This window comes from Ruegeria sp. CG8, assembly GCF_056537165.1.
Genome location: NZ_JBQFRA010000001.1, coordinates 472,400 through 486,970, shown reverse-complemented (window position 1 = coordinate 486,970; position 14,571 = coordinate 472,400). Strand labels below are relative to the sequence as shown.

Here is a 14,571-nt window from a genome sequence, read left to right as displayed (position 1 = left end):
TATTACTGCCCGTTACCCATAGTCACTTTTGTATTCCACCAGTCTGCGCTGGCGGCTTCTGTCATCCGAATGGTCGGCCGCGCCCCTATGCGCATATCGACCACGGCAACATCCCGTTCCAAAAGGTCCTGCACCTCGTTCACCGCCAGAACACGCTCGAGCGCGCGCACCGGACGTTCCGTCGGCAGCATGACCCGTTGGCCTCGGTCCAGAACCAGGTCCCAGCGCCGCTCGCCGACGCGGACCAGACCGCGCACCCGGCTGCCCAGGCTGCGCGCAGTGGCCAGAAGCTCCAGTGCCTCGGCCACATGCTGATCTGCACCCTGACCGGCAATCAGCGGAAGATCGGAGCGCTCGGTCCGAGCCGCGATCTCGGCCACGTGGGTGCCCGTTTCGTCCAACAGCTGGATGCCTTCACGGGTGCGCCAGACGATCACGGGCTGACGTTCGACAACATCGACCTGCAGAATGCCGCCCGGACGGATCCGCACGGTTGCCGATTTGACCGGGTCCAAGCCGGTGATCGTGTCCCGGATCTGCTCGACATCCAGATCCCAGGAGCTGAGCGGGAAGTCCAAAGGCACGACTTCGCGGATGTCGTCAGCAAGGCCGGCCCCCGCCCCGTCGATCGCCATGAGCTTGACCATGAATTCAGGACGCTCCTGGAACGACGTGATCAAGTTGTCCACCTGCGCCCGAACCGCTTCTCGCCGCTCTTCGGCCGCGAAGTAGAGCCCAACCGTGGCCACGACCGCGCAGAGCGGCACTCCGATCTTGACCCCCAGCCGGATTCCCGGCGTCAGCATCCATCGCTGGAACCGATAACTAAACCGCGACGGTGCCGGGTCCGCACGGCCCTTGCCACGGCGGAAGAACCGACCACCGCGCAACCGCAATTTGGGCTCAGCACGGACGGCGTCGGCGTCCGCAGACTGAAACTCGGCATCAGGGCCGGACAGAGGCTTGGTGCGGTGGATCACCGGCGCACGAGTGGCAGTCAGCGGTCGCATGAGGCGTCCTCGACCATCCAGGCGCAGAGCTGACCGAAGGTCATGCCCAGATGCGCGGCTTGTTCAGGCACCAGCGAGGTGGGGGTCATACCCGGCTGGGTGTTGGTCTCCAGCAGGAACAGGCCCTTTTCGCCCCGGGCCTCGTCCCAGCGGTAATCGGTACGGCTGACGCCCCGGCAGCCCAAAACTTGATGGGCACGCAGGGCGTAATCCATGCACAGATCGAAGATCCGCGGCGGGATATCGGCGGGCAGCACGTGGCGTGATCCGCCGGGCTTGTATTTGGCGTCGTAGTCATACCAGCCGTCGGTCAGGATCTCGGTCACGGTCAGGGCGCGGTCGCCCATCACGGTCACCGTCAACTCGCGCCCGGCGACGTATTGCTCGACCATGACCTGTTCGGGCATGTCCTCCGACAGCTGCGGCGGGCCGTTCGAGCCTTCGAACACCAGATAGATCCCGACGCTCGAACCTTCGTTGTTGGGCTTGACCACATATGGCGCGGGCATGACGTGCCCCGCCATCACGTCCGATTTCGGAACGATCACGCTTTCGGCTACAGGCAGGCCGGCCGCGCGAAAAACCTCTTTGCTGCGTTGCTTGTCCATGGCCAGCGCCGAGGCCAACACGCCGGAATGCGTGTAGGGCATCCGCAGCCACTCCAGCAGACCCTGCACGCAACCATCCTCGCCCCAGCGGCCATGCAACGCGTTGAAGACCACGTCGGGCTTGATGTCCTGCAAACGCGCACAAAGGTCGGGACCGGCGTCCAGTTCGACGACCTCGATCCCTTCTCCCACAAGGGCGGCTGCGCATTCGCGCCCGCTGCTGAGAGACACCTCGCGCTCCGCCGAGGGGCCACCCATCAATACCGCCACTTTGGGGTTTGTCCTGCTCGACCTACCCACGTTCGTGCGCCTCAATGTCCCCGGACCTTATCTGGTGGTCCGTATTTCGTTATGCCTTTGATCCGTCGCCTGAATTTGCCTGTTTTGGTCTGACGGTCGGGGCTTCAATCTGTCAGCGGATCACCGACCCGCATGATTTCCCACTCTAGCGTGATCCCGCTTGTTTCGTAAACCTTTTTTCGCACCTCTTCACCCAGCCCTTCGAGGTCGGCGGCGGTGGCGTTTCCAGTGTTGATCAGGAAATTCGAATGCTTGTGGCTCATCTGTGCGCCCCCGCGCCGGGCGCCGCGCATTCCGGCGTCGTCGATCACCTTCCAGGCCTTCAGGTCGTGCACATCGTCTGCCCGCCCGGTCGAGGAAAACCCGGCCGGATTGCGGAAGGTCGACCCGGCGCTGCGGTCCTTGGTGGGCTGGGTCTCGTCTCGCTTTTTCAGCTGCGCCTCCATCCGGGCGTGCAGGTCGGTCGGGTCACCCGCCGGGCCCTGGAACGTGGCCGACACCAGCACCGAACCCTCGGGCAGGTCGGACTGGCGATAGCGGAAGTTCAGGTCGGCCGGCGTCAGCTCGACCAACTCGCCCTGCCGGGTGACGATCGTAGCCGATTTCAGAACATCCGCCGTGTAGCTGCCATAGCAGCCGGCGTTCATCCGCACGGCCCCACCGATGGAACCCGGAATCGTCCGCAGAAAGGTGAGGTCCACCCCCGCATCCGCCGCCTTGCGCGCCACATGCGCATCCAGCGCGGCTGCCCCCGCGGTGACGGTGGTGCCGTCGACCGCGATGCCGTTGAAGCCGCGCCCCAGCCGGATCACAACGGCCCGCAAGCCCCCGTCGCGCACGATCAGGTTCGAGCCGACGCCCATGGGAAACACCGGCACCTCGGCCGGAAGGTCGCGCAGAAAGGCCTGTAAATCCTCAAGGTCAGCCGGCTGAAACAGATAATCCGCCGGGCCGCCGACTCGCAGCCATGTGAGGTCGTTCAGTGGTCGGTTCGCCGTCAGGCGGCCTTGAGGCGTTGGCAAAGTGGTCATTGAGGCTAGATCGCGGATTCGGCGGGGCGTGGCAAGCCCGTTCCAAGCCGCAGGGTCAAATCCGCCGCCGCAGCCACCGCCCAAGGTAGATCACCGGCCATCGCAGCACTGACATGCCGGCGGCCAGAACGAACAGGCCGACCCACGGGCCGTTTTCATAGGTGACATAACCCAGGATCGGAATGCCCACGGCGATCAGCGCATAGGCGCGGGTCCAATGGTTGTCCTTGCTGGGGATCATGGCCAGCACATTGGCGGCGATGCCCCACAGGGCGGCAAGTGCGATCGACCAGCTCATTGCCCCACCTCGCGGCCGGACCATTTGCGCCAGTAATACCGGATGGGGTTGCGGAACATCGATACGAACCCGGCAAAGGCCAGCGCTCCGATCAGCCAGCCATGCGCCATGCCCAGCCAGGCGATCAGAACCGGCGCGCAGATCAGCAGCACGATGCCCGGCGGGAATTGCAGGCGCATCGGCAACAGCGCCACGACAGTGGCGCAGATCACCCAAAGGGCGGCAAAGATGACGGAATAATCCATGGTTCTCTCCGCAAATGAGTCACGCACCAGGGCAGCTACACATCCGCAAGTTGTGCACCCAAATGCCTGCTAACGTCAAACGGCTTGTTTTACCTTCAGCCGGTCAGGCAGCGCATTGGCCCAGGCACTGATGGTGCCAGCGCCCAAGCAGACGACCATGTCGCCAGGCCGGGCCTGTTCGCGGACCAGACGCTCCAGGTCGCCTTCGTCCAGCAGCGCGCGTGCGTGGCGGTGGCCGTGACGGATCAGGCCCTGCACCAGATCATCGCGGCTGGCGCCTTCGATCGGGTCCTCTCCGGCAGAGAAGACCTCGGCAATGGCCACGACATCGGCATCGTTGAAACAGGCGCAGAAATCGTCGAACAGGTTGGACAGGCGCGAATAGCGGTGCGGCTGGTGAACGGCGATCACGCGGCCTTCGGTCGCCTGGCGCGCGGCCTTGAGCACCGCCGCGATTTCCACCGGGTGGTGGCCGTAGTCGTCGATGATGGTGACGCCGTTCACCTCGCCCACCTTGGTAAAGCGGCGGTTGACGCCGCCGAAATTGGCCAGCGCGTCGCGGATTTCAGCGGTCTTCATGCCCAGATGACGTGCCACGGCGACCGCCGACAACGCGTTCGAGACGTTGTGGTCGCCCGGCATCGGGAGGGTGCAACCCTCAATCACGGTGTCCTCGTATTGCAGGTGGATGTCGAAATGCGCAATGCCGCCCTTGTAGGTCAGGTTCACTGCGCGCACGTCAGCCTGGGCATTGAACCCATAGGTGCGCACGCGGCGGTCGGTGATGCGGCCCACCAACGCCTGAACCTCGGCATGGTCGGTGCAGCACACCGCCAGACCGTAGAACGGGATGTTCGAGACGAAATCATGAAAGCCCGCGCGCAGCCGGTCGAAATCACCCCAATGCTCCATGTGCTCGGGGTCGATATTGGTGACGATGGCGATGGTCGCCGGCAGCCGGTTGAACGAGCCGTCGGACTCGTCCGCCTCGACCACCATCCACTCGCCCTGCCCCATCCGCGCGTTCGAGCCGTAGGCATGGATCACGCCGCCGTTGATGACGGTCGGGTCGAAATCGCCCGCCACCATCAGCTCGGCCATCATGGTGGTGGTGGTGGTCTTGCCGTGGGTACCGGCGATGGCAATGTTGGATTTCAGCCGCATCAACTCGGCCAGCATGTCGGCACGGCGCACCACCGGCAGGCCCAATGCGCGGGCGCCGTCCAGTTCAGGGTTGCCCGGCTTGATCGCGGTCGACACGACCACGACGGCCGCATTGTCGAGGTTTTCAGCCCGCTGACCCACAAAGATCTCGGCCCCTAGCGACGCCAGACGGTCGGTAATCTTCGAGGCCTTCAGATCGGATCCCTGCACCTGGTACCCAAGGTTCAGCAGCACTTCGGCGATACCCGACATCCCGATGCCGCCGATGCCCACGAAATGGATCGGTCCGACATCCTGCGGCAGTTTGGTTGCTGGATTCATGGGGTCTCCTTCTGCGCCAGCTGTTCGACAAGGGCCACCAGACGCTCGGTCGCGTCGGGCGCCCCGACCGACAGGGCAGCATGGGCCATTTTCTGTGCGGCTTCGGGGTTGGTCAGAACCAGTGCGATTTGCTCGGTCAGGGCGGGAGCGTCAAGAGCCTTTTCGGGGATCATGATCGCCCCGCCCGCCTGCACCAGCCCGCGCGCATTGGCGGTCTGGTGATCGCCTGCGGCTGCGGCGAAGGGGATCAGGATCGAGGGCCGCCCGATCACCGAAATGTCGGCCACGCTGGAGGCGCCCGAACGGCTGATCACCAATTGCGCCTCGGACATGCGGCGGGGGACGTCGTGGAAAAACGGTTGGACCTCGGCCAGAATCCCGTGGTCGGCGTAGAAGGCGGTGACCCGCTCGGCGTCCTCTTCGCGCGCCTGGTGCGAAACACGGATATACTGGCGCAGGCTCTCAGGCAGTGCAGCGATGGCGCCGGGCACCACGTCGCTGAGGATGCGGGCGCCTTGGCTGCCGCCCATCACGAGCACCGACATCGGGTAATCTCCGGGCGGGATGTAAGGCGCGGCGGCGCGTTCCAGAACGGCAGCACGGACCGGGTTGCCGGTGTGGATGCCGTGAGCGCCTTCGGGCAGGTCGGTGGGCCAGACGCCGCAGGCCACATGCGCCACACGGGTGGCGAACAGCTGGTTCACACGCCCCAGAACGCCGTTCTGTTCGTGAATCATGCGGGGCAGACGCAGCATCACTGCCGCGCTCAGTGCCGGGATCGACGGATAGCCGCCGAACCCCACCACCACGTCCGGCTTGTCGCGCAGCAACTGGGCCGTCATCCCGGCAACCCCGACTGCGATCCGGGGACCAGCCAGCGCCTTGGCCGCCAGCCCGCCGCGTGCGAAGGTGGCCGAGGAGACCTCGACGATCTCGGTGGAATGCGGGAAGCCGCCCGTATAACGCGCGCCGCGCGCGTCGGTGGACAGGCGCACGCGCCAACCCTTGTTCAGCATGGCCTCGGCCAGCGCCTGGGCGGGGAACATGTGGCCCCCGGTTCCACCAGCCGCAATCAGCAAATAGGGGTTCGTCATCAGCCTCGTCCGCGCAGAATGTCGCCCAGCTCGCCCTGGGGCCGCGACCGCGTGAACGCCAGAAGCATCCCCAACGCAATACCACCCGCAATCAACGACGAGCCGCCGTAGCTGACGAAAGGCAGCGTCATGCCCTTGGCCGGCAGCAGGCGCACCGCGACGCCCATGTTGATCATCGCCTGCACACCGAACATGCAAGCCAGCCCCGTGCCTGCCAACCGGGTGAACATGTCACGCTCGCGCATCAGGCGCAGCAGGGACCGTACCACGATGATTGAATAAAGCGCGATGATGATCAGCACCAGGATCAGGCCGTATTCTTCGGCCGCGACGGCGATGATGAAATCGGTATGTGCATCGGGCAGCGACCATTTCACCTGGCCCTCACCAACCCCAACGCCAAACAACCCGCCCTCGCGGATTGCGTTGGTGGCATAGCCCAACTGGGTCGTCGGATCGACCTCTTGATTCAGGAAACCATCGATGCGCCGGGCGAAGTGTTCAGAATTGGCGTAGGCGAACATGCCACCCAAGACGACCGCTCCGGCCATTCCCAGCAGCAGGAACATCGGTGCACCCGCCACGAAATACATCACGCCCCAGCCGAACAGGATCAGACAGGCCTGACCGAAATCAGGCTGCATCACCAACATGCCAACGATCGACATACACAGCGCAAACGACCACAACCGCCCCGGCGGGCCATTGATTTCCTGCGCTGCGGCCAGCAGCCAGGCGGCCACGACAATGAAGCCCGGCTTCAGAAACTCGGACGGTTGCAGCGAGGCGAAGCCCAGCGAATACCAGCGCACCGCACCCTTGCCGAAATCGGTTCCGAAGACCGGCAGAAAGGCCAGCGCAACAAATGAGGCCAGAAAGCCCAGCACCGCCAACCGACGCACCAAGGTGGGTGACATCATCGAGGTCAGCATCATCGCGATCAGCGCCAACACACCGAAAAGGGCCTGACGCTCGACATAGTGAAACGGATCGAACCCGTTGCGCTGCGCCAACGGCGGCGACGAGGCCAGCCCCAACAGAAGCCCGATCGCAAAAAGGATCAGCACGCAGGACATCGTCCAGCGGTCAATCGTCCGCCACCATTTCGGAAGGATCGGTTCACCGCGCTGGTCCTGGACCGCGCCATACACCATCTCAGTCATGAGATACCGCCACTATCTGCCTCGTTACCGTCCCGTTTTCGGGATCTGTTCGAGAGTCTACAGGGAAAATGCCCCTCAGGCCAGCCTCTTCCTCTTGTCATTGGCGTCAATCCGCGCCAAGGGCGAGAGATGCGATTTGACACGATCATACTGGGCGCCGGAGCCGCCGGCATGATGTGCGCCGCCCATTGCGGCGGGCGTGTGCTGCTGATCGATCACGCCAAGGCGCCGGGGGAAAAGATCCGCATCTCGGGCGGGGGGCGGTGCAACTTCACAAACCTCTACGCCGGACCACAGAACTTCCTGTCGCAGAACCCGCATTTCTGCAAATCGGCCCTGGCGCGGTACACGCAATGGGATTTCATCGACCTTGTGGGCCGTCACGGCATCGCATGGCATGAAAAGACGCTGGGGCAGCTGTTCTGCGACGGCTCGTCGAAGCAGATCATCGCCATGCTGCTGGCCGAGATGGACCGCGCCGGCGCAGAGCTGTGGTTGCACACGTCGCTGCGCGATCTGCGCAAGACCGAAGCCGGCTTTGAACTGGTGGTCGAGCGCGAGGGTGCGCGATATGACCTGAGCTGTGCCAACGTGGTTTTGGCCACCGGCGGAAAATCCATCCCCAAGATGGGGGCGACCGGGCTGGCCTATGACATCGCCGCGCAGTTCGGATTGCACGTCACCGAGACCCGCGCCGCTTTGGTGCCGTTCACCTTCCCCGATGGGCGGTTCAAAGACTTGTCCGGTGTGTCCGTCCCCGCGCGACTGTCGAACGATCGCACGAGTTTCGACGAGGCGCTGCTGTTCACCCATCGCGGCCTGAGTGGGCCGGCGGTGCTGCAACTGTCCTCATACTGGCGCGAGGGCGAGGCGATCCGGGTCAACCTGATCCCCGAGCTGCCCCTTTTCGACCTTCTGCGCGAACGGCGGCAAAGCGCAGGCCGCAAGGCCCTGACAACCGAACTCGCGCACCACCTGCCCGCCCGGCTGGTCGAGTATCTGAGCGCCCAGATCCCGATGCGTAGCAACCTGGCCGATCAGTCGGATGCGGCGCTGCAGGCACTGACCGATGCGCTGAGCGACTGGGCACTGACCCCCTCGGGCACCGAAGGGTACCGCACCGCCGAGGTCACCTTGGGCGGCATCGATACGGACAGCCTGTCTTCCAAAACGATGGAGGCCAGGGATGTCCCCGGCCTCTATGCGATTGGTGAAGCGGTGGATGTCACCGGATGGCTGGGCGGATACAATTTCCAGTGGGCGTGGTCCTCGGGCCACGCCGCCGGAATTGCGATCGCCGGTCGCCTTTAGCCTACGACGTTGTACCCGCGGCCGCGCATGCAGTTGCGGACGATGACTTCCTGCTTCTGGGTGTTTTGCAGAGCGCTGGCGCCTGCCCCCACCAGTGCGCCAGCTACGGCCGCACGGCCCAGATCGCTTGCGCTGTCGTCGATGATGGCTTTGGTGCCCGCGGCACCCGCCGCGCCAATGGCCGCCGCCCCAGCGGTATTGCTGTCGATCGTGCCCTGCTGCCGCGCCACGGCCTGACACTGCGCCAGGTCTGCGTTGTAGTTCGGGCTAACGGGTCCATCCACAATGGGTTGGTAGTTCGCGCCTGTGTTCGTGCAGGCCCCTGCCACCAGAATGGCCGGCAGGATCATTGAAAGCTTGCGGTTCAGCATGGTCTTAACCTCGTGTTGAATTCCTAGGGTAACAAAATCATTAATTCTGGTGCGTCAAGCTGATAGCACTTCAATTTGGCCCAACCGGCGGTTCATTGCAAATGCACAGTTCAAAGCAGCTTTTGCACCTGCGCCACGAAATCATCGCCGCGCTGTTCGAAATTGTCGTATTGGTCGAAACTGGCCGCCGCGGGCGCCAGCAGCACGGTTTCACCCGGCGCGGCGTCGCGCATGGCCTGTTCGACTGCCTCGGCCATGGTGGTGCAAACGCGGGCCTCAACCGACAACTGCATGGCGAAGCCTGCCGCCTCGCGCCCGATCACGTAGGCGCACAGAACCTCGTCGATCGCGTCGTTCAGCGCGGCGATACCTCCCTCTTTCTCAAGCCCGCCGCAGATCCAGCGGATCTTTTTGAACGCGCCCAGCGCCTTGGCCGCGCTGTCCACATTGGTGGCCTTGGAGTCATTCACAAATGTCACACCGTTTGCCTCAGCGATGATCTGGCTGCGGTGCGGCAAGCCTGGATAGCTGTGCAGCGCGTCCTCAATCATTTTGGGCGCAAGGCCCAGTGCGCGACAGGCGGCATAGGCCGAACACGCGTTCTGGTGGTTGTGCGTTCCGGGCAAGCCCTTGATGCCGCGCAGGTCGATCGAAGCGGCCTGCCGCCCCTTTCGATATTCCGACAGGAACCCCTTGCGGGCAAAGACCTGCCAGCCCGGGCCGGCCAATTTGCGCGCCACCGAGACGCGGATCACCCGGTCGTCGCCCGGCCCTTCGGCCAGTTGCCCAGCGAGAAACGCGCCTTCGATCTCGTCCACGCCGATCACGGCACGGTCAGGACCGCCTTCAGAGAACAGGCGGCGCTTGGCGGCGAAATAGCCGCCCATGCCCCCGTGCCGGTCCAGATGGTCGGGTGAAAGATTGGTGAACACCGCCACGTCGGGCGTCAGCGCACGCGCCAGCTCGGTCTGATAGCTGGAAAGCTCCAGCACCACCACCGATCCGTCGCCGCCGGGCTCGATATCCAGCACGCCGCGCCCGATATTGCCTGCCAACTGCGCCTCGCGCCCCGATTGGGTCAGGATGTGGTGGATCAGCGCCGCCGTGGTAGATTTCCCGTTCGAGCCGGTGACGGCGACCACACGCGGCGGCACATCGAACTTGTCCCATTCGGCACCGCCCAACGAGCGAAAGAACAGACCAATGTCATTGTCGACCGGGACGCCAGCCTGCAGTGCGGCGGCAACAACCGGGTTGGGTTCGGGATAAAGATGGGGAATGCCGGGCGATACGATCAACGTGGCAATCGCGTCAAAGGCGCCTTCCCGCCGCAGGTCCTGACACATGAACCCCTCGGCCTCGGCCTTTTCGCGCGCGGCGGGGTTGTCATCCCAGCACACCGGCTCGGCTCCGCCCGCCCGCAATGCGCGCGCCGTGGCCAGGCCCGACCGCCCCAGCCCCAGAACCGCAACCTTATGTCCTGAAAACCCTTTGACCGGGATCATGCCGCGCACCTTCTTCCATCTGCCAATGCGCCGCTACCCTGTACCGAAGAATTGACCCTTGGCAAGGGCGGCGTCAGGCTCGCGCCCTCGGCGCGAGCCGGGCCCAACGGGTACAGGCGGGCCGCAGGCCCACCGCGCCCGGCGGGAGCCCTACCGTACCTTCAGCGTGGCCAGACCGATCATCGCCAGGATCAGCGAGATGATCCAGAACCGGATCACGATGGTTGGCTCGGCCCAGCCCTTCTTCTCATAGTGGTGATGGATTGGCGCCATCAGGAAGACCCGCCGCCCTGTGCGTTTGAAATACAGCACCTGGATGATCACGCTCAGCGCCTCGACCACGAACAGGCCGCCGACGATGGCCAGAACCAGCTCGTGCTTGGTGGCAACGGCGATGGCGCCCAGTGCGCCGCCGAGGGCTAGCGAGCCGGTATCCCCCATGAACACCGCCGCGGGCGGAGCGTTGTACCACAGGAACCCAAGCCCACCGCCGAACAGCGCGGCGGTGAAGATAAGGATCTCACCCGTGCCGGGCACATAGTGCACGTCCAGATATTCGGTAAAGTCGACGCGACCCACCGCATAGGCGATCACGCCCAAAGTCGAGGCCGCGATCATCGCGGGCATGATGGCCAGCCCGTCCAGCCCGTCGGTCAGGTTCACGGCATTCGCCGCCCCCACGATCACCACAATCGAGAACGGGATGTAGAAGATACCCAGATTGATCAGCGTGTCCTTGAAGATCGGCACGGCCAGCTGGTTTTGGAGCATTTCGGGGTGGTGCAGCGTCGCCCACAGCGCGGCCAGCGCGGCAATAATGATGCCCAAAGCCAGGCGCATTTTGCCTGAAACGCCCTTGGTATTCTGCTTCGACACCTTGGCATAGTCGTCCGCAAATCCGATGGCTGCGTAGGCCAGCGTGACGAACAGAACCATCCAGACATAGGGATTGTCCCACCGCGCCCAAATCAGCGTGGACGTCACCAGAGCACCGACAATCAGCAGGCCCCCCATCGTGGGCGTGCCGGCCTTGGAAAAGTGCCCCTCGGGGCCGTCATCCCGAATTGGCTGACCCTTGCCTTGTTTCCGGCGCAGCACGTTGATCAACGGCTTGCCGAACAGGAAGCCAAAGATCAGAGCCGTCAGAAAGGCGCCGCCTGCGCGGAACGTGATGTAGCGGAAGAGGTTGAAGAAATCCCCTCCGTCCGACAGGCTGGTCAACCAATAGAGCATTACAAAACCTTTCTCACACCGCGGTCATGGGTGGTCATGCATCAAGCGCGCCCACTTGCCCTATTTTCCGCAAACCGTCAACAATCCGTGCCAGCGCCATGCTGAGCGAGCCTTTGGCCAACACGGCATCGCCCGCCCGAACCAGCTGCGGCAGCTCTAGAACCATTTCGGCGCTGGTCTCAAACCACAGCCCGCGCTTGTCCTCGGGCAAGGCCTCGTGCAGCGCCCGCATCAACGGACCGATGCAATGCACCTTGTCGATCTGCGTCATGGCCGGCACGTCTGCCATCGCTGCGTGCATCGCGCGTTCGTCGGGCCCCAGCTCTTTCATGTCACCCAGAAAGGCGATGCGCCGTGCGCCCTGCGCCGCCGCCAACACATCCAGCGCCGCCGCCATCGAGGTCGGATTGGCGTTGTAACTATCGTCCAGCAGTTCGATCTGCCCGCCGTCCGGCAGGGCCAGCGTCTCTCGCACGCCCCGCCCTGTGACCGGCGCCCATTTGGCCAGGCCGGCAATGGCCGCGTCCAGATCGAAACCCAGCGCGACGCAGGCAGCCAGCGCGCCCAGGCCGTTCATGGCAAAATGCGTCCCCGCAGATTGCACCTCGAAAGCGAATGGCTGGCCCATGGCCTCGGCGGTCACGTGAATGTCCGTGGGCGACTGGGTCACGCCGGTCAGCCGATAATCCGATGCGGTGCGGCCGAAATCCACGATCACCCCGCCGTGCCGGGCGGCGCATGTGCGCAGGATTTCGGTATGATCCAGGTCGGCGTTCACGATGGCGGTGCCTCCGGCCTCCAAACCTTCAAAGATAGCGGCCTTTTCGTGAGCGATGCCGGCAACCGACTCGAACGCCTCGAGGTGAACCGCGGCGACGGTGGTGACCAGCGCCACATGCGGGCGAGCCTGCCGCGCCAGGGGTGCAATTTCGCCGGGGTGGTTCATGCCGATCTCGATCACCGCATATTCGGTGTCGCGCGGCATCCGGGCCAGAGTCAACGGCACGCCCCAATGGTTGTTGTAGCTGGCAACGCTGGCATGGGTGCGGCCTTGATCCGACAGGATGGTCGCCAGCATCTCCTTGGTCGAGGTCTTGCCCACACTGCCCGTCACCCCAACCACGCGGGCCTTGCACCGGGCACGGGCCGCGCGACCCAGCGCCTCGAGCGCGGTCTGTACGTCATCGACGATCAGCAGCGGCGCATCGGCGGCCGCACCTTCGGGCACCCGCGTGACCAGCGCGGCAGCAGCCCCTTTGTCCAGCGCCTGCGCCACGAAATCATGCCCGTCGCGCGCCGCCTTCAACGCCACGAACAGGTCACCCGGTTGCAGCGTACGCGTATCGATGGACACACCGCCCGCCTGCCAGTCGGTCGTGGCCCGTCCGCCCGTCGCGGCGGCGGCCTCGGATGCGGTCCAGAGCGTCATGCGCCCCTCCCGTCCAGCGCGGCCACGGCGATGCTGGCCTGTTCCACATCATCGAAGGGCAGAACCTGGTCACCCACGATCTGCCCGGTCTCGTGCCCCTTGCCCGCGATCAGCAGCGCATCGCCCGGCTGCAATGCATCTATGCCGCGCAGGATGGCCTCGGCCCGGTCGGCAACCTCGGTCGCGTCGGGGGCCCCGGCCATCACCGCGGCGCGGATGGCGGCGGGGTCTTCCGAGCGCGGATTGTCGTCGGTGACAAAGACGATGTCGGCGTTCTCGGCCGCGGCGCGGCCCATCAGCGGGCGCTTGGTCGCGTCGCGGTCGCCGCCCGCGCCGACGATGGCGATCAACCGGCCCATCACATGTGGACGCAGCGCCTGCAAGGCGGTGGCCACGGCGTCGGGCGTGTGCGCGTAGTCGACAAATACCGCCGCCCCGTTGCTGCGGGTCGCCGCCAACTGCATCCGCCCCCGCACCGTGGTCAGATGCGGCAGGGTGTCGAAGACATGCTCGGGCTCGTCTCCGCTGGCGATGACCAATCCGCAGGCCAGCAGAACATTTTCCGCCTGAAACCCGCCGATCAGGTTCAGCCGGGTCTGGAAGGTCTTGCCGCGCCAGGCAAAGCGCAGATCCTGCCCGGTGGCGTCAAACCGTTGGTTCAACAGGCAAAGATCAGCATCCCCGCTACCCACGGTCAGGATCGACTGACCGCGCGCCTGCGCAATATCACGGATCGCGACGCCTTTCGGGTCGTCCATGTTGATCACGGCCGTTCCGTCCTGCGGCAGAACCCGGTCGAACAGACCGGCCTTGGCGGCGAAATAGGCCTCGAACGTCGCGTGATAGTCCAGGTGATCCTGGGTGAAATTCGAAAACCCCGCCGCCGTCAGGTGCACACCGTCCAGCCGGCGCTGTTCCAGCCCGTGCGACGAGGCCTCCATCGCTGCGTGGGTCACGCCGGCCTCGGCGGCCTCGGCCAGACAGCGATGCAGGGTGATGGGTTCGGGTGTCGTGTGGGCCAGCGGTGCCGTCCACGCGCCCTCGACCCCTGTCGTGCCGAGATTGACGGCCATGTGGCCCAGTTCGGTCCAGATCTGGCGCACGAAGGTCGAAATCGAGGTCTTGCCGTTGGTGCCGGTGACCGCCACCATGGTGCGCGGCTGCGCCCCGAACCACAATGCGGCGGTGTATGCCAGCGTCTGGCGCGGGTCCTGTACCACCACCAGGGCGGCGTCCGAGGCGGCCAGTTCATCAGCGGCGATCCGCGCGCCTTCGGCATCGGTCAGGATGGCTGCAGCCCCCATACGCAGGGCATATTGGATGAATTCGCCCCCATGCACGCGCGTCCCCGGCAGCGCCGCGAACAGAAAGCCGTCCTTGACCTGACGGCTGTCCACCGCCAGCCCGGTAATCTCCGGGTCGGCACCGCCGCGCGCGGTCAGGGCCAGCTGGCTGAGTTTCTTTGACCTTGCGCCCATGACCCACCTC

Annotated in this window: 14 protein-coding genes; 1 reads left to right on the top strand and 13 read right to left on the bottom strand. The window is 64.8% G+C overall.

Annotation, left to right across the window (positions count from 1 at the left end):
• Positions 1–2 precede the first annotated feature (2 nt).
• The 8 genes from ACR0EF_RS02405 to ftsW all read right to left on the bottom strand — a co-directional run bounded on the left by ACR0EF_RS02405 (position 3) and on the right by ftsW (position 7,234).
• Positions 3–1,010, bottom strand: coding sequence for a cell division protein FtsQ/DivIB (locus ACR0EF_RS02405; protein WP_170365776.1), 1,008 nt, complete (start codon positions 1,008–1,010; stop codon positions 3–5).
• Positions 998–1,918: a D-alanine--D-alanine ligase gene (locus ACR0EF_RS02400; RefSeq protein WP_170371534.1), complete on the bottom strand. Its 921-nt coding sequence runs from the start codon at positions 1,916–1,918 to the stop codon at positions 998–1,000. Before ACR0EF_RS02400 ends, ACR0EF_RS02405 begins: the two co-directional genes overlap by 13 nt.
• Before the next feature lie 104 nt (positions 1,919–2,022).
• Complete coding sequence (gene murB / locus ACR0EF_RS02395; RefSeq protein WP_170371535.1) at positions 2,023–2,949, bottom strand: UDP-N-acetylmuramate dehydrogenase; 927 nt, start codon at positions 2,947–2,949, stop codon at positions 2,023–2,025.
• A gap of 55 nt (positions 2,950–3,004) precedes the next feature.
• Positions 3,005–3,247, bottom strand: a complete 243-nt coding sequence (locus ACR0EF_RS02390; RefSeq protein WP_170371537.1) for a DUF2484 family protein — start codon at positions 3,245–3,247, stop codon at positions 3,005–3,007.
• A complete protein-coding gene (locus ACR0EF_RS02385; protein WP_170371538.1) occupies positions 3,244–3,492 on the bottom strand; it encodes a DUF2484 family protein in 249 nt (82 codons plus the stop codon). The genes ACR0EF_RS02390 and ACR0EF_RS02385 overlap by 4 nt, the downstream gene beginning before the upstream one ends.
• 75 nt (positions 3,493–3,567) lie before the next feature.
• Complete coding sequence (gene murC / locus ACR0EF_RS02380; protein ID WP_170371540.1) at positions 3,568–4,977, bottom strand: UDP-N-acetylmuramate--L-alanine ligase; 1,410 nt, start codon at positions 4,975–4,977, stop codon at positions 3,568–3,570.
• Positions 4,974–6,071, bottom strand: coding sequence for a UDP-N-acetylglucosamine--N-acetylmuramyl-(pentapeptide) pyrophosphoryl-undecaprenol N-acetylglucosamine transferase (locus tag ACR0EF_RS02375; protein WP_170369405.1), 1,098 nt, complete (start codon positions 6,069–6,071; stop codon positions 4,974–4,976). The genes murC and ACR0EF_RS02375 overlap by 4 nt, the downstream gene beginning before the upstream one ends.
• The gene (ftsW, locus tag ACR0EF_RS02370) at positions 6,071–7,234 is read right to left on the bottom strand and encodes a putative lipid II flippase FtsW (protein WP_170357284.1); all 1,164 of its coding nucleotides are present in this window, start codon (positions 7,232–7,234) and stop codon (positions 6,071–6,073) included. Before ftsW ends, ACR0EF_RS02375 begins: the two co-directional genes overlap by 1 nt.
• Before the next feature lie 129 nt (positions 7,235–7,363).
• On the opposite strand from ftsW, the gene ACR0EF_RS02365 reads away from it, so the two are divergent.
• The gene (locus ACR0EF_RS02365; protein WP_170371542.1) at positions 7,364–8,545 is read left to right on the top strand and encodes a BaiN/RdsA family NAD(P)/FAD-dependent oxidoreductase; all 1,182 of its coding nucleotides are present in this window, start codon (positions 7,364–7,366) and stop codon (positions 8,543–8,545) included.
• Here the strand turns inward: ACR0EF_RS02365 and ACR0EF_RS02360 are convergent.
• The 5 genes from ACR0EF_RS02360 to ACR0EF_RS02340 form a co-directional block, all read right to left on the bottom strand.
• Positions 8,542–8,916 (bottom strand): glycine zipper family protein, encoded by a 375-nt coding sequence (locus ACR0EF_RS02360; RefSeq protein WP_093964839.1) that lies wholly within the window; start codon positions 8,914–8,916, stop codon positions 8,542–8,544. The genes ACR0EF_RS02365 and ACR0EF_RS02360 overlap by 4 nt on opposite strands.
• Before the next feature lie 110 nt (positions 8,917–9,026).
• The gene (gene murD / locus ACR0EF_RS02355) at positions 9,027–10,421 is read right to left on the bottom strand and encodes a UDP-N-acetylmuramoyl-L-alanine--D-glutamate ligase (RefSeq protein WP_170371544.1); all 1,395 of its coding nucleotides are present in this window, start codon (positions 10,419–10,421) and stop codon (positions 9,027–9,029) included.
• Between the two features lie 150 nt (positions 10,422–10,571).
• Entirely contained in the window at positions 10,572–11,654 is a 1,083-nt protein-coding gene (mraY, locus tag ACR0EF_RS02350) for a phospho-N-acetylmuramoyl-pentapeptide-transferase (protein ID WP_170340891.1), read from the bottom strand.
• Between the two features lie 34 nt (positions 11,655–11,688).
• Positions 11,689–13,083 (bottom strand): UDP-N-acetylmuramoyl-tripeptide--D-alanyl-D-alanine ligase, encoded by a 1,395-nt coding sequence (locus ACR0EF_RS02345; RefSeq protein WP_170371545.1) that lies wholly within the window; start codon positions 13,081–13,083, stop codon positions 11,689–11,691.
• On the bottom strand, positions 13,080–14,561 hold the full coding sequence (locus ACR0EF_RS02340; protein ID WP_170371547.1) for a UDP-N-acetylmuramoyl-L-alanyl-D-glutamate--2,6-diaminopimelate ligase: 1,482 nt from the start codon (positions 14,559–14,561) through the stop codon (positions 13,080–13,082). The genes ACR0EF_RS02345 and ACR0EF_RS02340 overlap by 4 nt, the downstream gene beginning before the upstream one ends.
• Positions 14,562–14,571 lie beyond the last annotated feature (10 nt).